At 42.0% G+C, this 23,675-nt stretch carries 21 protein-coding genes; 7 read left to right on the top strand and 14 right to left on the bottom strand.

The features are described 5' to 3' along the window. Positions 1 to 17 precede the first annotated feature (17 nt). The 3 genes from IT970_RS04090 to IT970_RS04080 all read right to left on the bottom strand — a co-directional run bounded on the left by IT970_RS04090 (position 18) and on the right by IT970_RS04080 (position 1,969). Positions 18 to 470, bottom strand: coding sequence for a regulatory protein RecX (locus IT970_RS04090; protein WP_118844073.1), 453 nt, complete (start codon positions 468 to 470; stop codon positions 18 to 20). Beyond that, entirely contained in the window at positions 470 to 1,264 is a 795-nt protein-coding gene (locus tag IT970_RS04085; RefSeq protein ID WP_065978419.1) for a BPSS1780 family membrane protein, read from the bottom strand. The genes IT970_RS04090 and IT970_RS04085 overlap by 1 nt, the downstream gene beginning before the upstream one ends. Positions 1,265 to 1,342: 78 nt before the next feature. Continuing rightward, positions 1,343 to 1,969, bottom strand: coding sequence for a GTP cyclohydrolase II (locus IT970_RS04080; RefSeq protein WP_036970507.1), 627 nt, complete (start codon positions 1,967 to 1,969; stop codon positions 1,343 to 1,345). Between the two features lie 515 nt (positions 1,970 to 2,484). Between IT970_RS04080 and IT970_RS04075 the strand changes: the two genes are divergently transcribed. Further along, positions 2,485 to 3,381 (top strand): energy transducer TonB, encoded by an 897-nt coding sequence (locus IT970_RS04075; RefSeq protein ID WP_231387315.1) that lies wholly within the window; start codon positions 2,485 to 2,487, stop codon positions 3,379 to 3,381. Between the two features lie 42 nt (positions 3,382 to 3,423). Here IT970_RS04075 and IT970_RS04070 read toward each other — a convergent pair whose 3' ends face one another. After that, the gene (locus IT970_RS04070) at positions 3,424 to 3,873 is read right to left on the bottom strand and encodes a low molecular weight protein-tyrosine-phosphatase (RefSeq protein ID WP_036970515.1); all 450 of its coding nucleotides are present in this window, start codon (positions 3,871 to 3,873) and stop codon (positions 3,424 to 3,426) included. A 9-nt stretch (positions 3,874 to 3,882) separates the two neighbouring features. Continuing rightward, positions 3,883 to 4,389, bottom strand: coding sequence for a DUF3087 domain-containing protein (locus IT970_RS04065; RefSeq protein WP_074989455.1), 507 nt, complete (start codon positions 4,387 to 4,389; stop codon positions 3,883 to 3,885). 118 nt (positions 4,390 to 4,507) lie between these two features. Between IT970_RS04065 and IT970_RS04060 the strand changes: the two genes are divergently transcribed. The 4 genes from IT970_RS04060 to IT970_RS04045 all read left to right on the top strand — a co-directional run bounded on the left by IT970_RS04060 (position 4,508) and on the right by IT970_RS04045 (position 7,887). Beyond that, entirely contained in the window at positions 4,508 to 5,155 is a 648-nt protein-coding gene (locus tag IT970_RS04060; protein ID WP_118844071.1) for an energy transducer TonB, read from the top strand. Between the two features lie 6 nt (positions 5,156 to 5,161). Then, entirely contained in the window at positions 5,162 to 5,713 is a 552-nt protein-coding gene (locus IT970_RS04055; RefSeq protein ID WP_065978423.1) for an RNA polymerase sigma factor, read from the top strand. Further along, positions 5,703 to 6,302, top strand: coding sequence for a hypothetical protein (locus IT970_RS04050; protein WP_074989453.1), 600 nt, complete (start codon positions 5,703 to 5,705; stop codon positions 6,300 to 6,302). Before IT970_RS04055 ends, IT970_RS04050 begins: the two co-directional genes overlap by 11 nt. A gap of 448 nt (positions 6,303 to 6,750) precedes the next feature. Next, positions 6,751 to 7,887 (top strand): PQQ-dependent sugar dehydrogenase, encoded by a 1,137-nt coding sequence (locus IT970_RS04045; RefSeq protein WP_196857626.1) that lies wholly within the window; start codon positions 6,751 to 6,753, stop codon positions 7,885 to 7,887. A gap of 170 nt (positions 7,888 to 8,057) precedes the next feature. On the opposite strand, the gene IT970_RS04040 is transcribed toward IT970_RS04045, so the two are convergent. After that, a complete protein-coding gene (locus IT970_RS04040) occupies positions 8,058 to 9,434 on the bottom strand; it encodes a Na+/H+ antiporter NhaC family protein (protein ID WP_036970533.1) in 1,377 nt (458 codons plus the stop codon). Between the two features lie 94 nt (positions 9,435 to 9,528). Continuing rightward, complete coding sequence (gene pbp4b, locus IT970_RS04035; protein ID WP_196857625.1) at positions 9,529 to 11,976, bottom strand: penicillin binding protein PBP4B; 2,448 nt, start codon at positions 11,974 to 11,976, stop codon at positions 9,529 to 9,531. Positions 11,977 to 12,316: 340 nt separating this feature from the next. On the opposite strand from pbp4b, the gene IT970_RS04030 reads away from it, so the two are divergent. Then, positions 12,317 to 13,162 carry a MurR/RpiR family transcriptional regulator gene (locus IT970_RS04030; protein WP_036970537.1) on the top strand — a complete coding sequence of 282 codons (846 nt, stop codon included), beginning with the start codon at positions 12,317 to 12,319 and terminating at the stop codon, positions 13,160 to 13,162. A 373-nt stretch (positions 13,163 to 13,535) separates the two neighbouring features. Then, the gene (locus tag IT970_RS04025) at positions 13,536 to 16,577 is read left to right on the top strand and encodes a TonB-dependent receptor (protein WP_036970539.1); all 3,042 of its coding nucleotides are present in this window, start codon (positions 13,536 to 13,538) and stop codon (positions 16,575 to 16,577) included. A 54-nt stretch (positions 16,578 to 16,631) separates the two neighbouring features. Here IT970_RS04025 and IT970_RS04020 read toward each other — a convergent pair whose 3' ends face one another. The 7 genes from IT970_RS04020 to IT970_RS03990 all read right to left on the bottom strand — a co-directional run bounded on the left by IT970_RS04020 (position 16,632) and on the right by IT970_RS03990 (position 23,675). Next, the gene (locus IT970_RS04020; RefSeq protein ID WP_118844068.1) at positions 16,632 to 17,051 is read right to left on the bottom strand and encodes an energy transducer TonB; all 420 of its coding nucleotides are present in this window, start codon (positions 17,049 to 17,051) and stop codon (positions 16,632 to 16,634) included. Between the two features lie 95 nt (positions 17,052 to 17,146). Further along, a complete protein-coding gene (locus IT970_RS04015; protein ID WP_118844067.1) occupies positions 17,147 to 18,325 on the bottom strand; it encodes an exo-beta-N-acetylmuramidase NamZ family protein in 1,179 nt (392 codons plus the stop codon). Then, a complete protein-coding gene (gene murQ, locus IT970_RS04010) occupies positions 18,325 to 19,260 on the bottom strand; it encodes an N-acetylmuramic acid 6-phosphate etherase (protein ID WP_075593827.1) in 936 nt (311 codons plus the stop codon). The genes IT970_RS04015 and murQ overlap by 1 nt, the downstream gene beginning before the upstream one ends. Then, positions 19,250 to 20,161 (bottom strand): BadF/BadG/BcrA/BcrD ATPase family protein, encoded by a 912-nt coding sequence (locus IT970_RS04005; RefSeq protein ID WP_051501818.1) that lies wholly within the window; start codon positions 20,159 to 20,161, stop codon positions 19,250 to 19,252. Before IT970_RS04005 ends, murQ begins: the two co-directional genes overlap by 11 nt. Then, a complete protein-coding gene (locus IT970_RS04000; RefSeq protein ID WP_065978428.1) occupies positions 20,162 to 21,736 on the bottom strand; it encodes a sodium:solute symporter in 1,575 nt (524 codons plus the stop codon). Positions 21,737 to 21,816: 80 nt separating this feature from the next. Beyond that, on the bottom strand, positions 21,817 to 22,566 hold the full coding sequence (locus tag IT970_RS03995; RefSeq protein WP_065978429.1) for a L,D-transpeptidase family protein: 750 nt from the start codon (positions 22,564 to 22,566) through the stop codon (positions 21,817 to 21,819). Further along, positions 22,563 to 23,675: a mandelate racemase/muconate lactonizing enzyme family protein gene (locus IT970_RS03990; RefSeq protein WP_196857624.1), complete on the bottom strand. Its 1,113-nt coding sequence runs from the start codon at positions 23,673 to 23,675 to the stop codon at positions 22,563 to 22,565. The genes IT970_RS03995 and IT970_RS03990 overlap by 4 nt, the downstream gene beginning before the upstream one ends.

Raw genomic sequence — 23,675 nt, 5'->3', positions numbered from 1 at the left:
GTGAAAGTCTCACCCGTTTATTGCTGTGCTTGCATTGCAAAATCAATTTGTTCGTAATTAAAGCCTCGATACATCAAGTAGCGTACACGTTTCGCTTTTTCTTTCTGATCGAGTTCTCTACGTGAATTTGAAAACTTTTTTAAATATGCGTCCTGTGCGAGCTCAAACCAATCGATTTCGAACTCTTCGAGCGTCTTGTCTAACAAAGCCCGATCTATCCCTTTTGCCATTGCTTCGCTTTGGATGCGTTTAGCCCCATGATACTTCGCTAAATGGCGGCGTACAAACCCTTCGCAGTAGCGCTGCTCGTTAATAAAGTTGTGTGACTCACACCAATCTAACAAACGCTCTGTAAACTCGGGCGTCGCTTCTTTTTGTTGTAGCTTTCGGGTTAAATCACGACGCGAGTAATCTTGTCGTGAAAGTAACCAAAGTACGTAATTTTTTAACTTTTTTTCTTTATCATCCATTACGCGTCAAAGCGTCCTGATTGTGACGATGTTTCTGGTGTCTTTGGTTGGTCATCACTTTTTGGCACAACTGGCATAAAAATAGCCTGAAAAGACACGAAGAAGCTAATGTAACAAATTGGCATTAAAACCAATAGTGGAATAAACGATAAAGGTATACAGATCAGCATTAATACAGCACAAATCAAACCGTAAACACCTAACGGAGCCATATTATGATAAAACACCATGAACGAGGTTTTTAATACCTGGAACATGTTGGTTTGCTTTTGAAAATAAACCAAGGGGACTGCATAAGCAAACGCCGTTAAATACACACAGATTGCCAGTAAAAAAACGGCCACCTGCCCCATAGAAATGGTTGCCAGTAAATCCGCTATGTGTGTTTGGTTTTGTGGGTCGAACGTTTGACTTGAAATAACCGCATAGGCATCTGCAAAGATAAAATTAGATAACACCGCTAATAAAATGCCCGCCGCCATTTGATACACAGCAACTCGCACTAAACCAATACGATTCCCTTTATTGGTAAACGGTTTAAAGATATCTGCCTGACTAATCGTGCCACCTTGTTGTTTAGTTAGCACGGCTTGATAAAAGCCCGCCATTAAAAATGGGGCAACAAATGCACCGACAACTTGCAGCAGGGGTAACACTAACGATAAGAAACCAATCACACCTATTAATAGGTGCATTAAAATAAACGTAAACGGTTGCAGCTTAAAGATTTCCCAACCTGCTTTAAACCATTTTACGCCTGCATCGGCTTTAAAAATACGCACTTCGATCGACATAGCTTCTCATTCAATAACGACAAAACGCACCGAGTATAACTGGGTGCGCTATTTGTTTATAGTCACCTGCTGTGAAAATTATTCAGGCTTTTTAATTTTTTTGATATCAAGCATGTGTGAACCATGTTTGATTTTTGTTTCTAAGTAAGCGCGATTACCAACAACACCTGCTTTAATGTGTGCATGCGTGCCGACAACTGAATCAACTTCAATGCCAGCATCACGCAGAGCTTTGAGCTTATTTGGGTTGTTAGTCATTAACTTAACATGCTTTTGATTAAGTGCCTCGAGCATTAAAACAGCGTCAGAAAAATCACGCAAATCATCGGCAAAACCTAGGTGGTTATTCGCTTCGTAAGTATTCATACCTTGCGATTGCAATACATAAGCATCAATCTTATTGTATAAACCTATGCCACGCCCTTCTTGGCGCAAATATAATAAAATTCCACCTTGCTCATGCATCATTTCAATGCACTCATTTAACTGCTCACCACAGTCACAACGCGAAGAATGAAATACATCACCCGTTAAGCACTCTGAATGCATACGAATTAAGGGGATGTCTTGCTCGGTGTCGGCTTGATTAAATACTAAAGCAATATGCTCTTGACCATCATTTAAACCACTAAACGAGACGATTTCTGCAGGGATATCACTGTTTTTGCCAACATTTAGCTGGACTCTTGCTCTTACTTGCGCCACGACAAATCCAAATTAAAAAAATAAATGCAATACTGCAAATGTGATTACAACAGTTTGAGGTTGTAAGAATGCAACATACGACGAGTGATAACTAATATTGAGGCAGTTACCAGCAATTCAAGTATTATACACTCAAACCAGACGAAGATACGAGCTTTGCACATCTTTCAAGCTTAATTTTACAGCCGTATTCATCAACACTTCCTCCGCATTTTTAACTAGAAATTACCCAATTAAGTGACATTTATAATACCTTTTGTTAATCTCGACTAATAAATATGAGTAACCCTCGTTTGTGGTTTATTTAAAAGCTAACTTGCGAAATATAATAAGGATTATTATGAAAAAAGCCTCTTTAGCCATATGTTTATGGCATACTATTAAGCCAGCCTTGTTTAGCTAATCAAGATATAAACAGTGAGTTTAATGAAACTTACCGCGCCTATTTAGCTGCGCTTGAAAACCAACAAGACACTACCGAACTTGCGCAAAAAGCCTATCAACTCGGTCAAAAAGTGTATGGCGAAAACACCGATAATACAGCGAATTTAGCCATTAACTACGCAAATAGTCTTGCCACGTACCAGCACGAAAAACAATACGAGTTATACAAAACGGCATACACTATTTTAGAAAAAAGACATGGTGAACACAGTACCGAAGTCTATGATGCACTGCTCGGCATGGCTGAATCGACTCAATCAGCAAGAAAAGCAAGTGCTTACTTAAGCGACTTAATTAGCATTGCTGAGCAACAAAAGAATGACAAACTGGTTGCCGACAGTAAGCTCAGTGCAGCACGTATTTTGGCCCTTAAAAACAGTGGTGAACGTTACTTAACAGCTAAACGTTACCTAGAAGAAGCCGATGAATATTACAAAGATAATGTGCCAAGTAACTCGCTAGAGCGTATTCAAGCAGACTTTTTAGCCGCCGCTTTTGCTCAAAGCAGGCACGATTATGACTACGCAATTGAGCGCCTTAACCATGTTGTTAAAGTATTTGATGACGCACTCAGTTTTGATCACAAAGCCGAACTGGACGCCCACTCTAAGCTAGTTCATTTATACGAAAAAATAGGTAAAAGCGATGAAGCAACCAAACACTGTATTGCTATCGCAAAAATGGTGCCGTGGAAAGACAACCAAGAGCAAGAGCCCTTGTATCGCGTGCATCCTAAGTACCCCATGTCAAAGGCACAGCTTAGACAAAGTGGTTCTGTTATTATGGAGTTCGAAGTGACTCCCACAGGCTTTGTAGATAACGTTGCCGTACTTGAGTCTAAAGGCGGTAAAGCATTCGAAGTAGAAGCTATAAAAGCAATGAAAAAGTGGCGTTATGCCCCAAAATTTGAAGATGGGCATGCCGTTGCATCAACAACCCAAGTTCAGCTCGACTTTAAAATAAACTAATCAAAATAAACTAAAAGGTCGCAGTGCGACCTTTTAAAAAAATTAAAGCTTTTTGAGCAAGTTATCCGCCGCGTTTTCGATTAAATCTAGGACCTTTTCAAAACCTTGATCGCCACCATAGTAAGGATCGGGAATTTCTTGCTCGCCCGCATCACCATGGCTTAAAAATAACGACAATTTATATTGCAAATGCTCAGGGCATTGCGCGTGTAAATCAGCAAGGTTTTGCTTGTCAGCCGCTAAAATAAAATCAAACTCATAAAAATCAGCCTGCGTAACCGGGCGCGAATAAATCCCTTTAAAGCTGTAGCCTCGTTTTTCGCCTGCTGCTTTTGAACGTGAATCAGGTGGATTACCTTGGTGATAGCCAATCGTGCCTGCTGAGTCGACTTTTACATTAACATTAAGCGTCTTTGCACGACTTCTGAGCACCGCTTCAGCAGTTGGTGAGCGGCAAATATTACCCAAACATACAACCAAAACCTTCTTCATTACTCGTCCTTAAAAGTTCTTTAAAATAGCCTCATCATAGCGCTCGGCATCCAGGCTTAAATTATATTTCTCGGCGACACTATCAAGCTCAGCTTGTTTAATTGCCAGCTCATCCATAGTGATGGTGTTGTCGTCGAGCTGCCATAACAAACGCGAGCCAGCATAGCTGTAATGAATCGCTAATAAAGCATCGGCATTGCCCTCACGCCCAGCCGCTTTTAGCTTTGGCATTTTACGGGTAATCTTATTCAGCGCTTTTTTAAGCTCCCACACATACACAATCTCGGTCATATAATCATGGTTGCGGTATTTATTGAGTACAAAGCCCACCAGCAAACTGCACACAACAACCCCCAATAGATTCCAGTGAAAATGACTCCCACTTGGGTCTGGGAATAACGCAATCAAGGTTTGTGAAATGGCTAAACTACCAACGGCTAAAGCAATAACACACGCTACAATAACGTGGTTTAAATGCTTACGGTAACGGGCTTTATCTATTTGAATGAGTTTCATAACTACCTAAAGAATCACACTAATTAAAGTGAAAAAATAAAAAGTGAAAATAGTTTCACCCCTTTTTTATTTGCCAGCCGTTTTAGCTATGAAAGCAATTATCCAAAAAGGAACGGCTATGCATACTTTACCACTAAACTCAGCAAGCTTGAATAACAGCAATGGCGCTTTAAAGACAACCGTCGCAATTATAGGTGGCGGGGTAATGACCTTTGCTGCATTTGCTTTTATGCAATACCTAATTTCAGCAGAGCAACGCGCAGATATAAAAATGGGCCCCGATATCACCGTTGAAATTTACCAAGTGCCCGAAGACTCAAAAGTGCAAGTAAAGCAAACTTTGCCGCCACCGCCCGTTGCTCAGGTGCCACCGAAAACGCCCCCGCGGCCAGCTGCTGAAAACCCAGATACAATAATCATTTCCGATGCAACACCTACTATAAAATTTGATGGCATTGGCGACTCACTCAGTAAAGCAATTAATCAACCAACCGGTGATGCGACCCCTATCGTGCGTATTAACCCTAAGTATCCCCCTGTTGCTGCACGTGATGGTATTGAAGGATGGGTGCAAATTAGTTTCAGCATTTCACCCACCGGCGAAGTTATCGACCCAGTCATTATTGACGCTGAGCCAAAACGAGTATTTGACCGAGAAGCTATTCGCGCTATAAAACGTTGGAAATACCGCCCCAAAGTAGTTGAAGGTGTGGCACAATTACAAACAAACCAAAGCGTTCAACTTGATTTTAAAATAGATGGATAACGGCCTATGCTAATGAGCATCAAGACATGGTTATTTGACACGCCAAACAGCGATTGTTTGGCGCTGTATGCCAAAACAGGCGACAACCGTTATCTCAACCAACTTGTTGCTCAATACGGTAACGACCTTTATCACTACCTAGTAACACAAAGTGATAAAGATTTAGCATTCGATATTTGCCAGCAAACCTGGTTAAAAGTCATTGATAAACGTGACTTTTATCACGCGCAAAACAACCCAAAAGCGTGGCTATTTCGTTTAGCGCGTAACGTGCTAATTGATGAGTTTCGAAAACAACAAAAATTTGTTGAACTAGAAGACAACCAGCTAGTGTCTGAGCCACACGATGCAAGTTATCACTACGATTATGACGCATTTGATAAAGCACTAATGGCGCTTAGCTTTGTACAGCGAGAAGCCCTGACATTACAGCAAGAAGGCTTTAGCCTCGATGACATTGTTGCCATTACACAAAGCAACCATGAGACCATAAAAACTCGGCTGCGATACGCCCGTCAAAACCTAAAACAACAACTTGGAGGCAATCATGAAGCGTGACGACGAGCAATTTGATGCCGATTTAAAAGCGCATTATCAAAAACGCAAAGCACAGCATACTTTAAGTCCTGAGCAGCTGACGCAAATGCAAAAGCCACAACAAGCTCGCTCAAAACAGCAACGCTTTTTAGGACTTCAAATGACAGGTGTTTTTGCTGCGCTGGCCATTTTGGGCTTTATTATGTTGCAATACAATAACCGCGAACTGACTGACGTATATGCTGTAGATTTATCAGATTACCACTGGCTTGAAGTTCATGAACTTGACGCAAAAGGCAGCTATGTCAGCAACCTAAAACAACAAAAACAGACCCTAGATGCCGACTACCAACACGCCCTTGCAGCTCATCAAACCCGTACCCGCTTCACTGGCCGCTTAGTCAGTGTTGATAACGATTGGTATATCGCAGACTGCGAGCAAAATATACTCGTACAAATAAAACAGTCACTACTTGAAGAGCTACAAAAACACGGCACACTCGATACCCACATTCACCAAGGCGACCTGTTGGCCCTTGACCAAAACCAACAAGGGCAAATCATCGCACTTAAACAGTTAACGCATGAGGCCGTGAAATGTGAAAGTTAAGACACTCGTTTCCAGTCGTTAGTTGTGAGTCGATTGCGCTAACTTCGAGTAATGAGAAGCGAGAAGCGGGTTTACCCTGCGTACTAATCTCACGTAATTCACGGCTGAAGCCACTCCTACTCCTACTCCTACTCCTACTCCTACTCTAACCTCTAACCTCTAACCCCTAACCTCTAACCTCTAACCTCTAACCTCTAACCTCTAACCTCTAACCTCTAACCTCTAACCTCTAATCTCTAACCTCTAATCTCTAACCTCTAATCTCTAACCCCTAACCTCTAACCCCTAACCTCTAACCTCTAGCCTCTAACCCCTAACCCCTAACTTACAACCGCTTTTGTTCTATCCCGCTTTTTCTACCAATAGTCGCACTTTACTGAAAGTTAATAACAATTTACCTACGAACAAGCTAGGCTAATAGTATTGTGCTTAATAATTTGGAGTAACCATGAAAAAGTCTTTATTTAGCAGCCTCGTCGTCGCTTCTATCAGTTTAACCAGCTTGCAGGCATGTGCGCAGCCAGAGCAAACAATTCCGTTAGATGCCAGTGCCAATAAGTATGAGCTTGAATTAGTGAGTAAAGGGATTCAGATCCCTTGGGGTATGGCGTGGCTAAACGAGCGTGATTTATTAGTGACCGATAGGCGTGGTGAGTTAAGGCTGATCCGCGATGGTCAGCTTGATAAACAAATAATCAAAGGAACTCCTAAGCTTCACGCAGAAGGCCAAGGGGGATTACTTGATATAGAGCTCGACCCAAATTTTGCCGACAATGGCTGGATTTACCTTTCTTACTCAGGTTATGAAGGTGATGATGAAGGCTATAACACCTCAATAATGCGTGCACGTTTAAAGGACATGACGCTTGTAGACCAGCAACTCTTATTTAATGGTGAACCAAATACCACAACAACTAAACACTATGGTTCGCGTATTGAGTTTGATAAAGACGGTTATTTGTATTTTTCGATTGGCGACCGTGGCGACAGAGATGTTCACCCACAAAGCCTTGATTACGATGCGGGTAAAATTCACCGTATCAACAGTGATGGCTCTATTCCTGAATCAAACCCTTTTTATAACCATAAGAGCGCGCGTAAAAGCATTTACTCATATGGTCACCGTAATCCTCAAGGTATGGCTATGCACCCAGAAACTGGGGTAATTTGGAGTCATGAACATGGCCCTCGTGGGGGAGATGAAATTAATATTATTAAAGCTGGGGCTAATTATGGTTGGCCTGAGATCACCTACGGCATTAACTACATTGGTACAAAAATCACCGATGAAACAAGCCGCAAAGGCATGGAGCAACCAGATTGGTACTGGGTACCTTCAATTGCGCCCTCTGGTATGGCGTTTATAAATAGCGATAAATACCCGCAGTGGCAAGGGCAAATAGCCGTGGGCTCAATGAAGTTTGCTCACCTTGTGCTTGTTAAACTCGATGGTAATAAAGTCACTGGCCACAGCAAAGTATTTGAGGGTGTTGGCAGAGTGCGCAGTATTGCGACCCATCCAAATGGAGATTTATACCTTGGGGTTGATGGTGTAGGTATTTATAAAGTTGTGCCTAAAGCCTAGATCCAAGCCTTAAGCTGTCACCTCGAAGAAGCTAGTTTTCAGTCGTCAGATATCAGATTTGAACGTGCTGGCTATCGAGATTTGAGAAGCGAGCCTAGAAATACGAGGTACGGACAATAAAAAACCACAGATTTCTCTGTGGTTTTTTATTGTTTGCTTAAGGCTTAAAGTTACAAAACCAAAATACTGGTTACCAAGTAAGCGATAAAGGTTAATGCGCCGCCGAATAAGGCGTAAGGCATTTGAGTTTTAACGTGGGTTAATAAGTCACACCCAGAGGCAATCGCCGATACCGCACTGGTATCTGAAATTGGCGAGCAGTGATCGCCAAACACACCGCCACCTAGAATGGCAGCAATAACCAGTGAAGGCGGTAAACCTAGCGCTTGAATAAGCGGCACACCAATTGGAATAAGAATGGCAAATGTGCCCCACGAGGTGCCCGTAGTGAATGAAATAACCGCTCCGGTTAAAAATAGCACTGGCACAACAAGGTAAATAGGTAAGAAATCACCCACAAGCCCCGCTACAAACACACCGGTGCCTAAGTCTTTTAAGCTCGCACCAAGTGTGAGTGATAACAAGACAATTGCAACCAGCGGTAATAATTCACCCATGCCTTTAAAGCCAATATCAACAAGCTTATGGTGAGTAAAATCACGAGAGCTAATCATTAAAAAGTAAGCGACTACACAGGCTAAAATGGTTGCATACAACACTGATTTTGAGCCACTGCCACTAGCAATATCGCCATCGCCAGTCCAGAACATAAAGCCAACCATGCTGCCAATTAAGGTAATAAGTGGAATAAGCATGTAACGCGCTTTTGAGCCTTTAACTTCTTCTGCTAATTCGGTTTCTTGCTGCTCAAAGTTCTCTTCGGCTTGTTTTAATGGCCCATGTACTTTGTCGAAAGTAATGGTATAAAACACGATGAGCAAGGTGATAATCGCATAAAAATTATAACCAATACTGCCCCACAGTACCGAAACAGCAGACTCTTCCATCTCGTAGTTACCAAGTAGGCCAAGCACATACGCACCCCAGCCGTTAAGTAAAATTAAAATACACACGGGTGCACTAGTACTATCAATAATATAGGCAAGACGCGCCCGGCTCATTTTAAATTTATCAAATAAACCTCGCGATAAAATACCCGAAGTTAATACGCTCAAGTTCGATTCAATAAACACCGCAATGCCCGAGAACATGGTTAAATAACCCACTTGGCGCTTACTTTTAGCAACACCTTTGTTCATTAATAGGTTTACGGTTGCTGCCACACCGCCAGATTCACGAATATAGGCAAGCAGTGCACCAATCAAAATACTAAAAATAAGAATACGGCTGTTACCCGCTGAGCTCGCGACTTCGATTACCCGTTCAATGGTATTGATAAAAGTGTAAAACACGCTATTGCCTTCACCATTGAGGGCTAGCAAAAACTCAGACGACGCAACGGCGACCAATAAAGCCATGATCACTTCTTTGCGCCAAAACACAATTAAGATAGCAATCAAGGGTGGTAAAATTGAATACCAAGACATAAAAACCCTTTTAAATTAAGACCAATATTTTATTTTTATTATGCAAAAACTCGCTAAGCTTAATGGCTTTGCCGCTAAACTCAACTTAAATCGACTAGTGATTTAATATACTCTCATAAATCAGTGAGATAATTGAACCATACTTACCTGTTTCAAAACGCTTTCCGACAAATTCATAATTTTTATCGTTGCCCTCAATAGGTGTGTGACGGGCATTGGTAAGTAACACGATGGCAAGGTCATACTCGGGGTCAATCACAGTAACGGTGCCGGTCCAGCCAGTATGACCATAGGCTCTTGGGCTGGCATACGGGCCAAAATGCCATGTGCGTGCTTGGTGCCCTGCTCTTCGCCAGCCTAAGCCATAGGTTTCGTCGCTGGCTTGAGGCTGAGTAAATTGCGCGAGTACTTGTGGGGTAAATAACTGTTTATTGTCGTAGCCACCGCCGTTAAGCAGCACCTGCATCAATACCATTATATCGCCAGCCGTACTAAAGAGGCCTGCATGCCCTGCTACGCCCCCTAAAGCATAAAAGGCTTTTTCGTCATGTACTTCACCTTGCAATACATCGGTACGAATATTGTCAAACTCAATACGCCCGCCACGGGTGTTACCATTTATTTCAGTTGCAGCAATCTGCGACGCTAAAAATCCCTTTTGCAAAGGGTTGTACACTGTGTGTGTTAACCCTAGCGGCTGATAGAGTTGGCTTTCAACATAGCTGTCGAGAGGCATACCGCTAATGCGCTCAATCAATACGCCTAGCAACATGTAATCAATATCTGAATAGAGGTGCTTTACATTACGCCCCGCCACAAAAGGCACTCCTGTAAGCAGTAAATTTTTGGTACGTAAACTGTTTTGCGAGAAAAACCGTTCGCCAAATTTATTATCTTTACGGTGAAAATCAACCACTGCAGGGTAACCTGCGCTATGCGTGAGCAAATCCTTTACTAAACGCTGCTCTCGACCGCTGCCTCTAAATTCTGGCAGGTAATAAAATAATGGTTTTTCTACATCTAACTTACCTTCGCTTGCAAGTTTCATTAACGCAAAGTTAGTAGCAAACATTTTTGAATTCGAGGCAATGTCGAATAAGGTATCGTTTTTCATCGCTTCAGGCGATGCGAGTAATGTGCCATCTGCATGGTACTTTTTAGCAGCGCCATAGTGGCTTAATTTAATTAACTCACCCTCTTTAATAACGCCAAGCACAGCGCCAGGAAATCCTGCGGCGACTTCTTGATTTATCAGCTCATCAACAGCCTTAAAACGGTCTTTATGTGTGTTTTTAATCAACGTTGGGTAAGGAAACCGCAATGTTAAGCTCGCCCCCTCGGGTTGAACATTGTCAACTTTAAAGGTGTTAATACCGTTATGAGTGCGTTTCGCTAAGCTGTATTGATATACTTTTTCAGCTGTTAATGGTGATGCGATATTAATTTTTTCACCATTAATATAAATATCAGCACTGCGGGCATCGTGATTTTCAATGATTATTTCACCACGTCCCTTATACGCTTGAAACGTGCCTCGGTTATTTACTAACTCACGGCTACTAGGGTCGAGCGATGGAATACGTACGACAACTTGTGCATTCGCAAGCACCGTTGTCTCAGGCTCCGTTGCCAGTTGCTGTTGCTGATACTCTTTAAACAGTCTCTCGCTCTTTTTAGGAAAATACTTTTCTAATAAAGCAAACAGCACAGCTGCACTTCTGGCATCGTTATTACCGCTAACATGCCAAGGTAAAAAGTGCATTTGAAAGGCGCTCAACGCATCTAATGTTTGTGAATCAAGTTGCCCTGTTGCAATCACCTCGTAACCGTAGCTGCGCATGGCTTTTTGCATTAACTCTGTCGAAGGTTTCGATGCACTAAATAACTGCCAATACTTATCGACCGTGTCGCTGTCGTACCACGCGCCAATACCCGCTTTATATAATTGATACCAAGGAAAACGCGGACCAGGATCATTTTTACGACTTGGCGCAATGTCTGAATGCCCTACAATTTGAGTTGGCCCAATATCTGGATTGCGTTTAAGAATATCTTTGCTTAACGTAATTAATAATTCAATTTGCTTGGCATCATAATCAGGATAAATACACAGCTTGCTTGCATCATTTTGCATTGCAGGCGAACTATGCTCAGGAATATGACATGTAGGCACATTCACTATTTCAATGCCAATGGAGTGATCGTTTAAATCTTCACGTCCTTGCCAGTAACTTCGTCCAGCATGCCACGCGCGATCGTTCTCATCAACAAGTTGAATAATTTCTAATTTATCGTGCGGATAACTTGAATCGCCCGACTCCGGTAATAAGTAATGTGAGCTTAAGCCCCCTTCATCCACTAAAGCTCGCATCGACTTTTCGTAATCAATCGCGGTGTAGTGCATCACTAAAAACTTAACGCGATGACTGTAGTTAGCTGACTGGGTAAACGTATATTGATTACTGGCACAACTGACTAAAAGCGCAGCGCCACTGAGATAACACAGCTGTTTAAGTAATGTTTTTAAAGAGGGAAAACTCATAACAGTTTCATACCTGAAGTTTTAAGCATTGACGATTCACTGCAATACAGTAGCAACACCCACTTAACATGTAAAATATTTTATTTTAAGATCTAAGAATAAAAAGCATACATTATCGCTACCTCACTAAAAATGGTGCTATCTCAACAAATAATGTTGTATCTATTATGGAATAAAACTATATTATTCCATCTAAATTAAGAAAAATATTCCAAAGTTAATTCGAGTAAAACAAAAATAATTCGTCGTTTGTACTTAATTTTGCGTCTTGGCGCTTAATATTCTCGATTGAAAGGTTTGTATTACACAAAGAATAAGTTAACTAACAAAGTGAGCCCGAATGTCTACTTTTGTAAAAATTAAAGCCTTACGCCAGTCTTTGTCGAGCAGCGAAGCAAAACTAGCAGATTTCACATTAAACTCGGCCAATGCGATTCGTAATTTATCCTCTGTTGAATTAGCAAAAGTGGTTGGTGTTAGCCAATCAAGCGTGGTTAAGTTTTCACAAAAATTAGGTTACAAAGGGTTTCCTGCTTTTAAGCTAGCCGTTATCGATGCACTAAACGATGAAAGCAGCGAGCCCAAGTTACACGGTAAAATTACCTTAAACGACTCTCTTGAACAAATTGCCGAAAAATTACTTAGCAGTAAACTGGCCGTTTTAACTGAAACCAAAAACCTTAACGAAGCGCCTGCAATCGAAAAAGCGGTTGAATTATTAAAATCAGCTAAACGTATTCTTATTTGCGGTTTAGGTGGCTCGGCGCTGGTTGCCAAAGATTTCTCTTATAAATTACAAAAACTAGGAATGCCAGCTATCGCTGAACCAGACGGCCACGCCCAACTTGCCTACGTTGCTACATTTTCAAAAGGTGACTTGGTTATTGCGATTAGTGAATCGGGGATGACCCGTGAAATTGCTGAGGTCGTTAAACAAGCTAAGAAAAACGACAGCGCAGTGATTTCAGTCACTAAGTTTGGTAGTAGCCCCGTCGCAGACTCAGCAGATGTAAAACTCTACTCTGTTGCTGAAGGTGAATCAGTAAGGCTGTCATCAATTTTAGCCCGAACTGCACAAGATTTTGTCATTGATATTCTGTTCATTGCACTGACTCAATCGAGTCGACAAGGCAGGAAATTACTAGAACATTCTAATGAAGTTGTAGGCGAATTTAAGAATAACTAATTTTTAAATACTGACTATAAACCTAAAAAAGCAGCGAAAGCTGCTTTTTTTATGCCTTTATTTAGCAACTAAATTTGCACCTCACCTATCTTGTTATGTATTGATTTGTATAAGCTAATAAAAAATAAAGCGATCATAATTTCTTACAAAAAAGCCCCTCACATTCCGTATGCTCTTAAAAGCAAATGAACACAAACACTTACCCAATAAAGGTAATATATTTTATTCCACAAACAAACATGAGTAACAAAAAAATATTCTTGACCGATTCTTCTAACAGCTGTTTAATGTATAGGCAACATAATTTTAAAGTTCATAAGTCTCAATTGGGTAAGCAGTCCAACAAAGCATATAAATATAAGGACGGGAAACAATGAAACAACATGCATCCTCACTCGTAATAAGCTCCATAGCTAAAGCGACACATAATGCACTTCGCGCAAAGAAAACAGCTCTAACAGGTGTTGTAATGGCCGCGGCTTTAGCCAGCGCACCAGCCTTTGCTAATTTAACCGGTGGAATCAAGGGTAAAGTATCAACACCAGAGGCACAGCAGTCTCTGGCGGGGATCACGGTAACGGCAAAAAGTAACGTAATGCCGAAACCACGCACTGTTGTGACTCGTGAAGACGGAAGCTACGACTTACCCCAACTAAAACCGGGGACTTATGAACTCACTTTCACCGATAAAAACGGGGTCACTCAAACGATGACCGTCGATGTTTTGCTTGAGCAAACATCGAGCCTTAACGTTACCTTCGGCGGCGCAAATGAAAATGTTGAGGTCATCACCATTACTGGTAGTAAATTATACCGTCAGGGTAAGTCAGCTCTGACCAACTCACTAGGCGAAGAGGCAATCAACAACGTGCCAGTGGGTCAAGACTACCGAGACCTATTAAAACTTGTACCAGGTGTGGAGCTTTCGGCGAACACAGTTTTAGGTCCGTCAGCAGGTGGTTCAGGGGTTGATAACTCATACGGTTTTGATGGCGTAAATGTTTCTATGCCAATGTTTGGTAATTTAGCGTCAGAGCCTTCGACCCATGACGTGGCGTATGTCACCATGGACCGCGGTGGTGCTAAAGCGGTAGGCTTTAACCGTTCAGGTGGCTTCTCAATCAATACAGTATCAAAATCTGGTACTGATGAATTTCACGGTAACGTTGAATACAAAGCACAACCGAAGAGTTTTGTTGCGACCCCTATAGGCGAAGAAAGTTATGAGATGGATAAAAGCTGGTTAACTGCAAGCCTAGGTGGACCGCTGATTGAAGATACACTGTACTTTTATACCTCGTATTATCGCCCTGAAGAAACGAAGGCTAACAAGAATACAGCTTATGGCGAAGTAAAAGACTATGAAAGTATCCGTGACGAATACTTCGGTAAGCTTACATGGGCACCGACCGACGATATTTTAATTAATATTTCACAACGTACCTCTGATAAAGAGGTAAAAGGCGATTCAATAGGCGCTTACGAAACTGACAGTGTATCTGTTGGTAGCAAAGCCGACCAAGATATCTTTACGTTAGATGGCTCTTGGATTTTAGGCTCTGCAACCACCCTGTCATTCCAATACAGTAAGTTTGAATTAGAAACAGGTTCGAAACCAGATACTGAGTTGAGTGTCGTACCTTCGTTAAATAGTCAGCTTGATGTTAACAACCTTACTCAGATGGGCTATTTTTCGGTGCCAAAACCAAGAGAATATGTCTCTAAAGAAGGTTTCACAGAAGAGCAAATCGCTATTTATAATGCCGGAGCTACCGCATTAATTAATACTTATGGCTATCTTGAAGATGGTGTAATGAAAGGCAGCGGTGGTGTTGGCGCTTATTCACAATATGACAATATAAACTTCTATCGTGATTCATTTGAACTCAACTTAGAACATGAATTTGATTGGGGTGACACGTACCATACACTCCACTTTGGTGCCAAATGGGAAGAAAGTGAAGAACAACTTACCCGTTTATCAAATGGCTGGGGGCGCATCTCTTACCTTGGCGGTTTAGTTGATGCTGATGCAGATACGGCAGGCTTTGACCCTGCAGATGCTATATATCGTGCACATGTGCAGCAAATGAGTCTGGCAACTGAAGATGGTACAACTGTTTCTGGCATAAACTCAGAAATGCGTAGTATCAATTTTGAAATAAACGATACCATAGAACATGGTGACTGGACTTATAATATCGGTTTACTCGTAAGCCAAGATACGTGGTACGGGCAAGGTTTAAAAGCGAAGTCAGGCACCGTTTCAGGTTATGAGTTGGCTCCAGGACAGAAGTACGAAATGTATAAAACAGACTGGAGTGATATGCTGCAACCTCGTTTAGGTGCAACTTGGACGTACTCAGATGAAGACTCAGTCTTTGCAAATTTCGCAATTTATAATCCTGAAGCAAGTTCACTCGCTCGTGCAGCCTCGTGGGACCGTAATACGCGCTCAGAAATTGAGCTACTTCTAGATGAGTCTGGCAACATTCTTTCTGCATCACCTCGACGTGGTTCATCAGGTAAAGCATTCCAAGAAGGCATGAAACCTCGTCGTATCAATGAATTCACGCTTGGCACAACGAAATATGTGGGCTCTGATTTAGTATTACGTGCTCACGTACGTCACCGTAAAGGTATGCATTTTTGGGAAGATATGCCTAACAATGCACGCTTAACTGATTACTCAGGCGTTGATGCCGAAGGTGTGCCACAACATATCGCAGATAAAGGCCTTTATGTTGAAAACCTTGCCGATATTATCGATGAAATCGGTGGCTCATCGTATGTAATCGCTGAGGTTGATGGCGGCGAAACGAAATACTGGGAAGCCAGTATCGAAGCTGAATACCTAGGTGAAAACAGCTATATCAATGCCTCTTATGTGTGGAGCCATTACTACGGTAATTTCGACCAAGACAATACCACGACAAGTAACGATGCAAATAACTTTATTGGCTCATCATACTATGGTGATGGCCGCGGCCGTTACTCATGGGATAACCGTTACGGCACACTTTCAGGAGATAAGCCGCATAAGGTTAAAGTCTATGGTTACTACACTGTGCCGTGGGAAGCAAACATTGGTGCGTACTTTGTATTCCAGTCTGGTCAAGCTTGGGAAAACTGGGATGGAACTATGTATGGTTATCCGACAAGCCATGTTAGTCGTTATGCAGAACCTGCTGGTTCTCGAAGAACAGCAAGCCACTGGCAACTTGACTTGAACTACACGCAAGACTTTACGTTCTCAGGTGACATGGAACTACAATTCCGTGCTGACTTATTTAATGTCTTTAACCGTCAAACTGGTTACAACAAAAACCCGTATGTACTTGATGAAAACTATGGTGAATCACGCAGTTACTATAATCCACGTAGTTTACAGCTTTCAGTTAACTTCAAGTTCTAAACCAATCAATCCTGTTGGGGGCCGCATATGCGGCCCTTTTTCATCCCTTTTAATCTAAATTGTACAAAACGTTTTTGCTTCATCTAAATTAATGGCCTGCTTCATAAAATAATCAATCTGTACCGTACGTTTAATAGCGTGTTGCTGGCTGTTTTTTGATGTTGCTTGCCAGTGCCAGTCACTAAGTGCTTCACGCGATTCACTAATAAACATGCCTGCGGGGAAACTTTCTAGAAAGGTAATATCTTTGCTATTCCCGTGTTGATCAATCGTAATAATGAAGCGTGCACAGCCCGCTTTTTTGGTCATCTGTGCCACTTTAGGATAGCTAGGTTTAGTTACGCGTTTTAACGCCCATAGCTGATCTGCAGCGCTTTTATCGGCGCTTAAGTCAAGTATACGTGCAGCCTTGCTAGGGGCCTGTGAGCAGCCAGAGAGTAAGGCAAATACTGCCGCACAAAAATAGACCTTCATAATACATCCTTTTAATTATTCAGGGCCTAAATTTACCACAGCCGTCAAAAAGTGATAATAAAAAAGAGGCAAGTGCCTCTTTTTGAAATGTTTTGTTATTGATACAGTAAATAGGGCTGTCGCTTACGTTTAAATGCTGCAAGCTCAGTTTGCCAACTCTGTTTTATTTGTTGCTCGGTTTGTCCCGCCTCAATCGCTAAACGAAGCTTATCTGTGCCCGCTAACTTATCCATAAACTCAGCACGTTCAAAAAATAACTGCTGTGAATCGGTTAGTTGTTGATAAGCAGCAATAAATAAACTTAAATCTAAGCCATGCATGTTTGAATCACGTAAATCTTGACCAAAAACCTCAACGTCTTTGAATTTAGGGTTCATTGATGCCCCTTTAATCGCACGTGGCGTAAAACTAAACTCTCCTAGTTTTACAGGTGAATAGCCGACGACTTGGAACGGAAAATCAGTTCCACGACCAATGGTTATGGGTGTCGCTTCAAAGAAACATAATGATGGATAAAGCTGAATAGATTGAGCATTTGGCAAATTAGGGCTTGGTTTTACTGGCAAGTCGTAAGTCATGGTGCGCTTATAATTCGCCACCGGTACCACTGATAGCTGAAGTTCAGCTGCGTTATTTATCCACCCTTCGCCTTTAATCATCTGTGCAAGCTCAGCAACCGTCATACCATGTAAAACGGGAATTTCATGCATACCCACGAACGAACGGAATTTGGGATCTAAAATTGGCCCATCGACATAAGCAATGTTCGGATTGGGTCTATCAAGAACAATAAATGCTTTACCATTTTCAGCAGCCGCTTCCATCATATAATGCATTGAACTGATGTATGTATAAAAGCGCACACCGACATCTTGGATATCAAAAATAATAACATCCAGATCAGCCAGTGCTTCTGGGTTCGGTTTTTTATTGCTGCCGTATATAGAAACAACATCGATGCCCGTTTTGGCATCTACAGTACTTTTTACATGGGCACCCGCATCATGATCGCCTCGAAAACCATGTTCCGGGGCAAATATTTTACGCACCACAACCCCTTTCTCGAGTAAAAAGTCGACTAAATGTTGACCATTAATTTCTGACGTTTGATTGACAACTAAACCAACGCGCTTGCCTTTAAGTTCTGGCACATAGGCTTGATAGTTAACAGCCCCCACTTGTAATGGTTGTGCTTTTTCTGGCACATTAACTGGCGTTTCCTTACAACCAAGTAATGCTAAACAGCTCACAATTAAAATGGCTAAAAAACGCATTATTCCTCCACCGCTTTACGTAAAAACCCATTCGTTTGGCAAAGCAGCTGTTTTGCCTCATCTGCAGGCTTACCCGTTAATACAATCAAAATAGCTAATTTGGCACTTTGCTCGGCTTGCTTTAAAGCATCGACAGCTTGCTGCTGTGAGCAACTAGTTGCCTGCATCACTATACGAATAGCACGTGCATGGAGCTTTTCGTTACTTGCATTTACATCAACCATCAGGTTTTTATACACTTTACCGGTGCGGATCATACTGGCAGTGCTTAACATATTAAGTACAAGCTTTTGTGCCGTACCCGACTTCATTCGTGTTGAGCCTGTAACAGCTTCTGCCCCTACCACAGGGCAAATACCAATTTGCGGTAAACGCATCACCGCTGAATCAGGGTTACACGTAATGCCCACCGTGACACACCCTAACGACTTAGCATACTCAATTGCAGCACACACGTATGGAGTACGTCCACTGGCAGCGATACCCACAACGATATCTTTTCCTGTAAGGTTCGCATTTTTTAAATCTTCCACACCAAGTGTGGTGCTATCTTCGGCACCCTCAACAGCTTTTTTAAACGCGGTGTCACCGCCAGCAATAATGCCTAAAACCTGCTGTTCGCTCACACTGTAGGTCGGGGCACACTCAACAGCATCAAGAATACCTAAACGGCCGCTAGTGCCTGCGCCTATATAAATAAGTCTGCCACCTTGTTGAAATGCTTCAACAATATGATCTACTGCTAAGCTTATTTGCGGGATAACCAGCTTAACGGCTGCTGCAACCTTGTGATCTTCATTATTGATTTTTGTGAGGATCTCAGTGGTGCTGAGCAGATCGATATCCAAAGTGTCAGGGTTTTGTCCTTCAGAGACAATACCGTTTAATTCTTCAAGTAACTCACTTTGATGCTTAAAGACGTGCTCAGGGCTCATTACGTTGTCCTTTTTCAATAATGTCATGGTAATGCTTTACCGCTAGTATAGCGGCACCAGTTAATGAATCCCCTTTACAAGGAGATAATTCGTTTTGCAATGTAAGTGGCAATAAGTCTTGGCTCACCTTAGCAAGCCCCCCAATTAAAATTACGGGTAACGGCGATGTACCGCGACTTTTATTAATTAACTCAACCACTGACGTCGTGTGCTCAGTTAATACCTTATTGGCTACTTTACATTCGTTTTGTAAGCTAAACACAAGCGGACTAAAACGTGCATAATCCGCGGGTTTGGCTTGTTTAAGCCAATGACTAATTGCTTGACGAGTGCATCCTAGCTGCTCACTCAAGCGAATCGTTAATCGGCTTTTTGGTAAATCGTAACAATCTATATCGTTTAATAAATACTGTACAGCCATTAGACCAATACGCGCGCCGCCACCAAAGTCATCCACAGTAAAACCCCAACCACCGACTAATTTAGCTTGGTTGTTTGATTGTAAACGCGCACCGACAGCACCTGTACCAAGGGCAACAACAACACAAGGTTCCCCCAAATTTGCACCATAAAGCGATGTAATGGCATCACTCTCTATGCGAAGACTTGCAAACTCAATCTCGTAAATTAGCTTGAGCATTACTTTAACTTGCTCAGCTAATGTGGTTGATGCACCTCCGGCGAGGCCCATTACAGCAACGATATCACTGGCCTTTGCACCACTTTGTTCGCAAACGTCTCGAACAACCTTCACAATATTCTCAACTGCTAAATCAAGATCATTCGAAATAGACGCGGGCCCGCCTTGTGAGCGAAACGTCAATTGTGAGGATTGCTCTGTCAGTTCAGCTAAAACTTTAGTACCGCCACCATCAATGGCTAGAACATAACGCACTGTCATTTATGCAAATGCCTCATTACTTGCTTTGGGTTTGCCAACACAACACACTAATGTTGATAACAAGGTGCCAATACATAACTGCCAAGTAAAACCTAAATAAAAGCGCATCGACTCAGGCAATAACCAATCAATCATATAGGGTTGCATTAATAGCGTAACAACAAAACCAACAATTAATGCAGCGAGCACAGAACCTTCACTGCCGCGTTTTGTAAATAACGTTGTGAAATAAACACCCAATAAACCGCTGTACGAAAACACCATAACGCTTAAGGCAAACTTTAATAACGGCATATCACTGTATTGCTGCCAGAAATAGCAAAGTATTGCCATCAACGCCAACGCTAAACTAACTACTGCCATCCCCACTCTACCAGCTTTAACAAAGTGGTGGTCACTCACGTGTTTATTGGCTTTTTCTAGATACGGGCGATATAAATCTTGCACTATCACTGATGACATTGAGCTCAGCCCCGAATTTAATGTTGATATCGCCGCAGCGATTATGCCCACACTAACCAAGCCTTTAATTCCTGCAGGTACTTCATTTAATACGTAATACATAAAAATAGTAATTTTTTCGCCATTAAACTCTTGTACAACCGCCTCTCCAGCCTGATTATTCATAAGTGTTGGTTGCTGATAAACAATATAAAGCAGCATGCCAATGAAGATAAAAATAGCCATAACCGGTATTACCATCAGCACCGATAGCAATAATGCCTTACTGCCTTCTTTTGGACTCTTACAGGTTAATAAACGCTGTGTCATGTCTTGATCAAGGCCAAATGCTGCAATATTTAACAATACAAACCCGGTTAATACAGAGGCCATATTGAATACCCCTGATGGCGTAAAGTCTAAATCAAACTTAAACAAAGCAAGTTTCGAGTCAGCACCAGGAGCGGGTTCATTTAAGGTGGCTATAATGGTCGAGAAATCGGCAGGAATAATATTCAGCAAACACCAAATAACCGCGATCGCTGCACTAACATAAACAACACTCTGTAAAACATCAGAATAGATAACGCTGCGGATCCCGCCTAAAAAGGTATAAAGTAACCCCGCCAGCGCCAGTACTAAGGTCGCTATCACCACACTGTCGGCATGTATATTGCCATATAAAATCATAGCCACCGCGATGGCTGCCATATAAAGACGCGCACCACTGGCAAACACACGACCAAATAAATACATTAAACCGCTACGGCGTTTAGCTTTTGGGCCTATACGCTTTTCTAACAGCTCATACACTGTGTACACTTTTTGTTGGTAAAACTTAGGAATTAAAAATGCCGACACCACAAATGCCGCAATAAACGCCCCTATATTTGTTGCGATATAAGAAAAATCACCTTGATAACCTTGATCAGGGCCACCAATAAAGGTTGCCGCAGATTGCGACGTCGCCAAAACAGAAATAGCCACCATCCAGGTCGGCATGCTATTTCCACCCAAGAAAAAATCTTGGCTTGAGTTGGCACGTTTGCGATTAAACCACCAGCCACTGAGCAATAAAATTGCGCCATAACTTGCGAATACTAACCAATCGAGTAATGCGTAATTTGCACTCATTTATTATCCTAACTCAAACCTTAATGGAATATATTATTCCACCATTACGACAAAAATAAAATACTTTTATTTTATTATTTTTAATTTTCCAGTACCGGCAATTGCCACTGACTTTGTTTTTGCTGATATTGCTGCTTAGTTAAACTCACCAATAATGGTTTTTTACGCTCATCAAGCCAAGCTAATAAGGTATCCATATCGGTTTCGGTCATCGCTGTACATCCTGCTGTTGGTTTACTGGGCGCACGCCATAAATGCATAAAAATACAACTGCCCGCCCCATCGACATTGTAAGGATTGTGCTTTACCACGATCCCCTTTTTATATAAGTCGTCTTGGCTGTAAATATCACGGCGCATCCATTCAGATGAGTTTTTTACCGCAGCGTCTCCCACTTCTGACTTATCAACGAGTTGGTTGTAAAAAGGAGACCCTTTTACATCAATGCAGTAATCGTTAGCAGTCATAGCTTGATAGCTAAGATTCGTTTGTAATGTGTCTAAGTAACCAAATGCAGTACCTAGTTCAAAGATACCCGCTGGCGCTTTGCCATCCCCCTCTTGTTTTTGCAAACCAGCTTGCGCTGGATGTAAGCCAACACCCCAAGCAAGCCCAGTACGCCCAAGCACAACAGCGTGTTGATCACCTTGTTGTTGCCATTGTCGCCCTTTTTTTTCAAAGCGATAAAGCGTCGCATCAATTGCGTCACTGTCATTGGCTACAACCACAACTAATTGTTGATGTGTATTATCAATCACAGGCGTGTACTGCTGCGAGCTTGCACAGGCGGTTAAACTCATTGCTGCAACAAAACTAAAGATTTTTTTCATTCTGGCCACACTCCATTTGTTATCAGTTCAAGACCGTTGATTAATTCAATACCAAGACCTGGGGCATCCGAAAGCGTGATCTGTGGGCCATTAAATTCAACCCCACCTTGCACCGGATCATACTGGCCAAGGGCTGGACCATCTAAATCAATTTTACTAATTTGTTGGGCTTTTGCGGATGCTAAATGTGCAGCACCCGCCACAGCAATACTGCCCTCAAGCATACAACCAATCATACACTGCGCTTGATACTGCGCAGTGATATTGGCTATTTCAATCGCACGGCTCAACCCACCGGTTTTCATCAGCTTAATATTAATAATATCAACGGCGCCAAGCTCTAAAAGCTGAATAACCTGCTGAGGAGAAAAAGCACTCTCGTCGGCCATAATCGGTGTATTAACACGATCAGTAATGTATTTTAGTCCTTGGATGTCGTTACTTTTAACAGGCTGCTCTACAAGCTCAAGCACGACTCCGGCGTGTTCTAGTTGCTGTAAGGCCTGCACTGTTTGCTTAGCACTCCAGCCTTGATTAACATCAAGACGCAAGAGTGCTTTGCTTGCAAAGCCCGCATAAATTGCTTTAACACGCTCAATGTCTTGATTCAGGTTATTGCCGATTTTAACTTTTAATACATCGAAACCTTGATCAACTGCGAGCTGGCAGTCGCTGAGCATCTTATCGATATTATCAACACTGATAGTGATATCTGTTTTAAGCTTTGATTGCCCGCCACCGAGTAATTTATACAATGGCGCTTTATAAAGCTTGCCCCATAAATCATAAACAGCAATTTCTAGCGCCGCTTTTGCGCTACTATTACCGACTACTGTCGTTTGTATAATATGGGTGAGCTGATTAATATTTTCTATTTCGAGGCCCAATAATTTCGGCGCAATAAACTGCTTAATAACGCTTATCATGCCTTGGTGAGTATCCCCTGTAATAACTGGGGTTGATGCTGCTGAACCATAACCAATCTGGCCGCAGTGAGTCTCGATGATCACCACTAAATCTTCTATAAAACTAACTTCTCTCAACGCCGTTTTGAATGGGGTCACTAATGGCACTTTGAGCTTTGCAAAACGAATTGCTTTAATTTTCAT

Source organism: Pseudoalteromonas sp. A41-2, assembly GCF_015767615.1.
Classification (GTDB): domain Bacteria; phylum Pseudomonadota; class Gammaproteobacteria; order Enterobacterales; family Alteromonadaceae; genus Pseudoalteromonas; species Pseudoalteromonas lipolytica.
The sequence above is the reverse complement of the archived record's forward strand: the minus strand, read 5'-3'. Positions and strand labels throughout refer to the sequence as shown.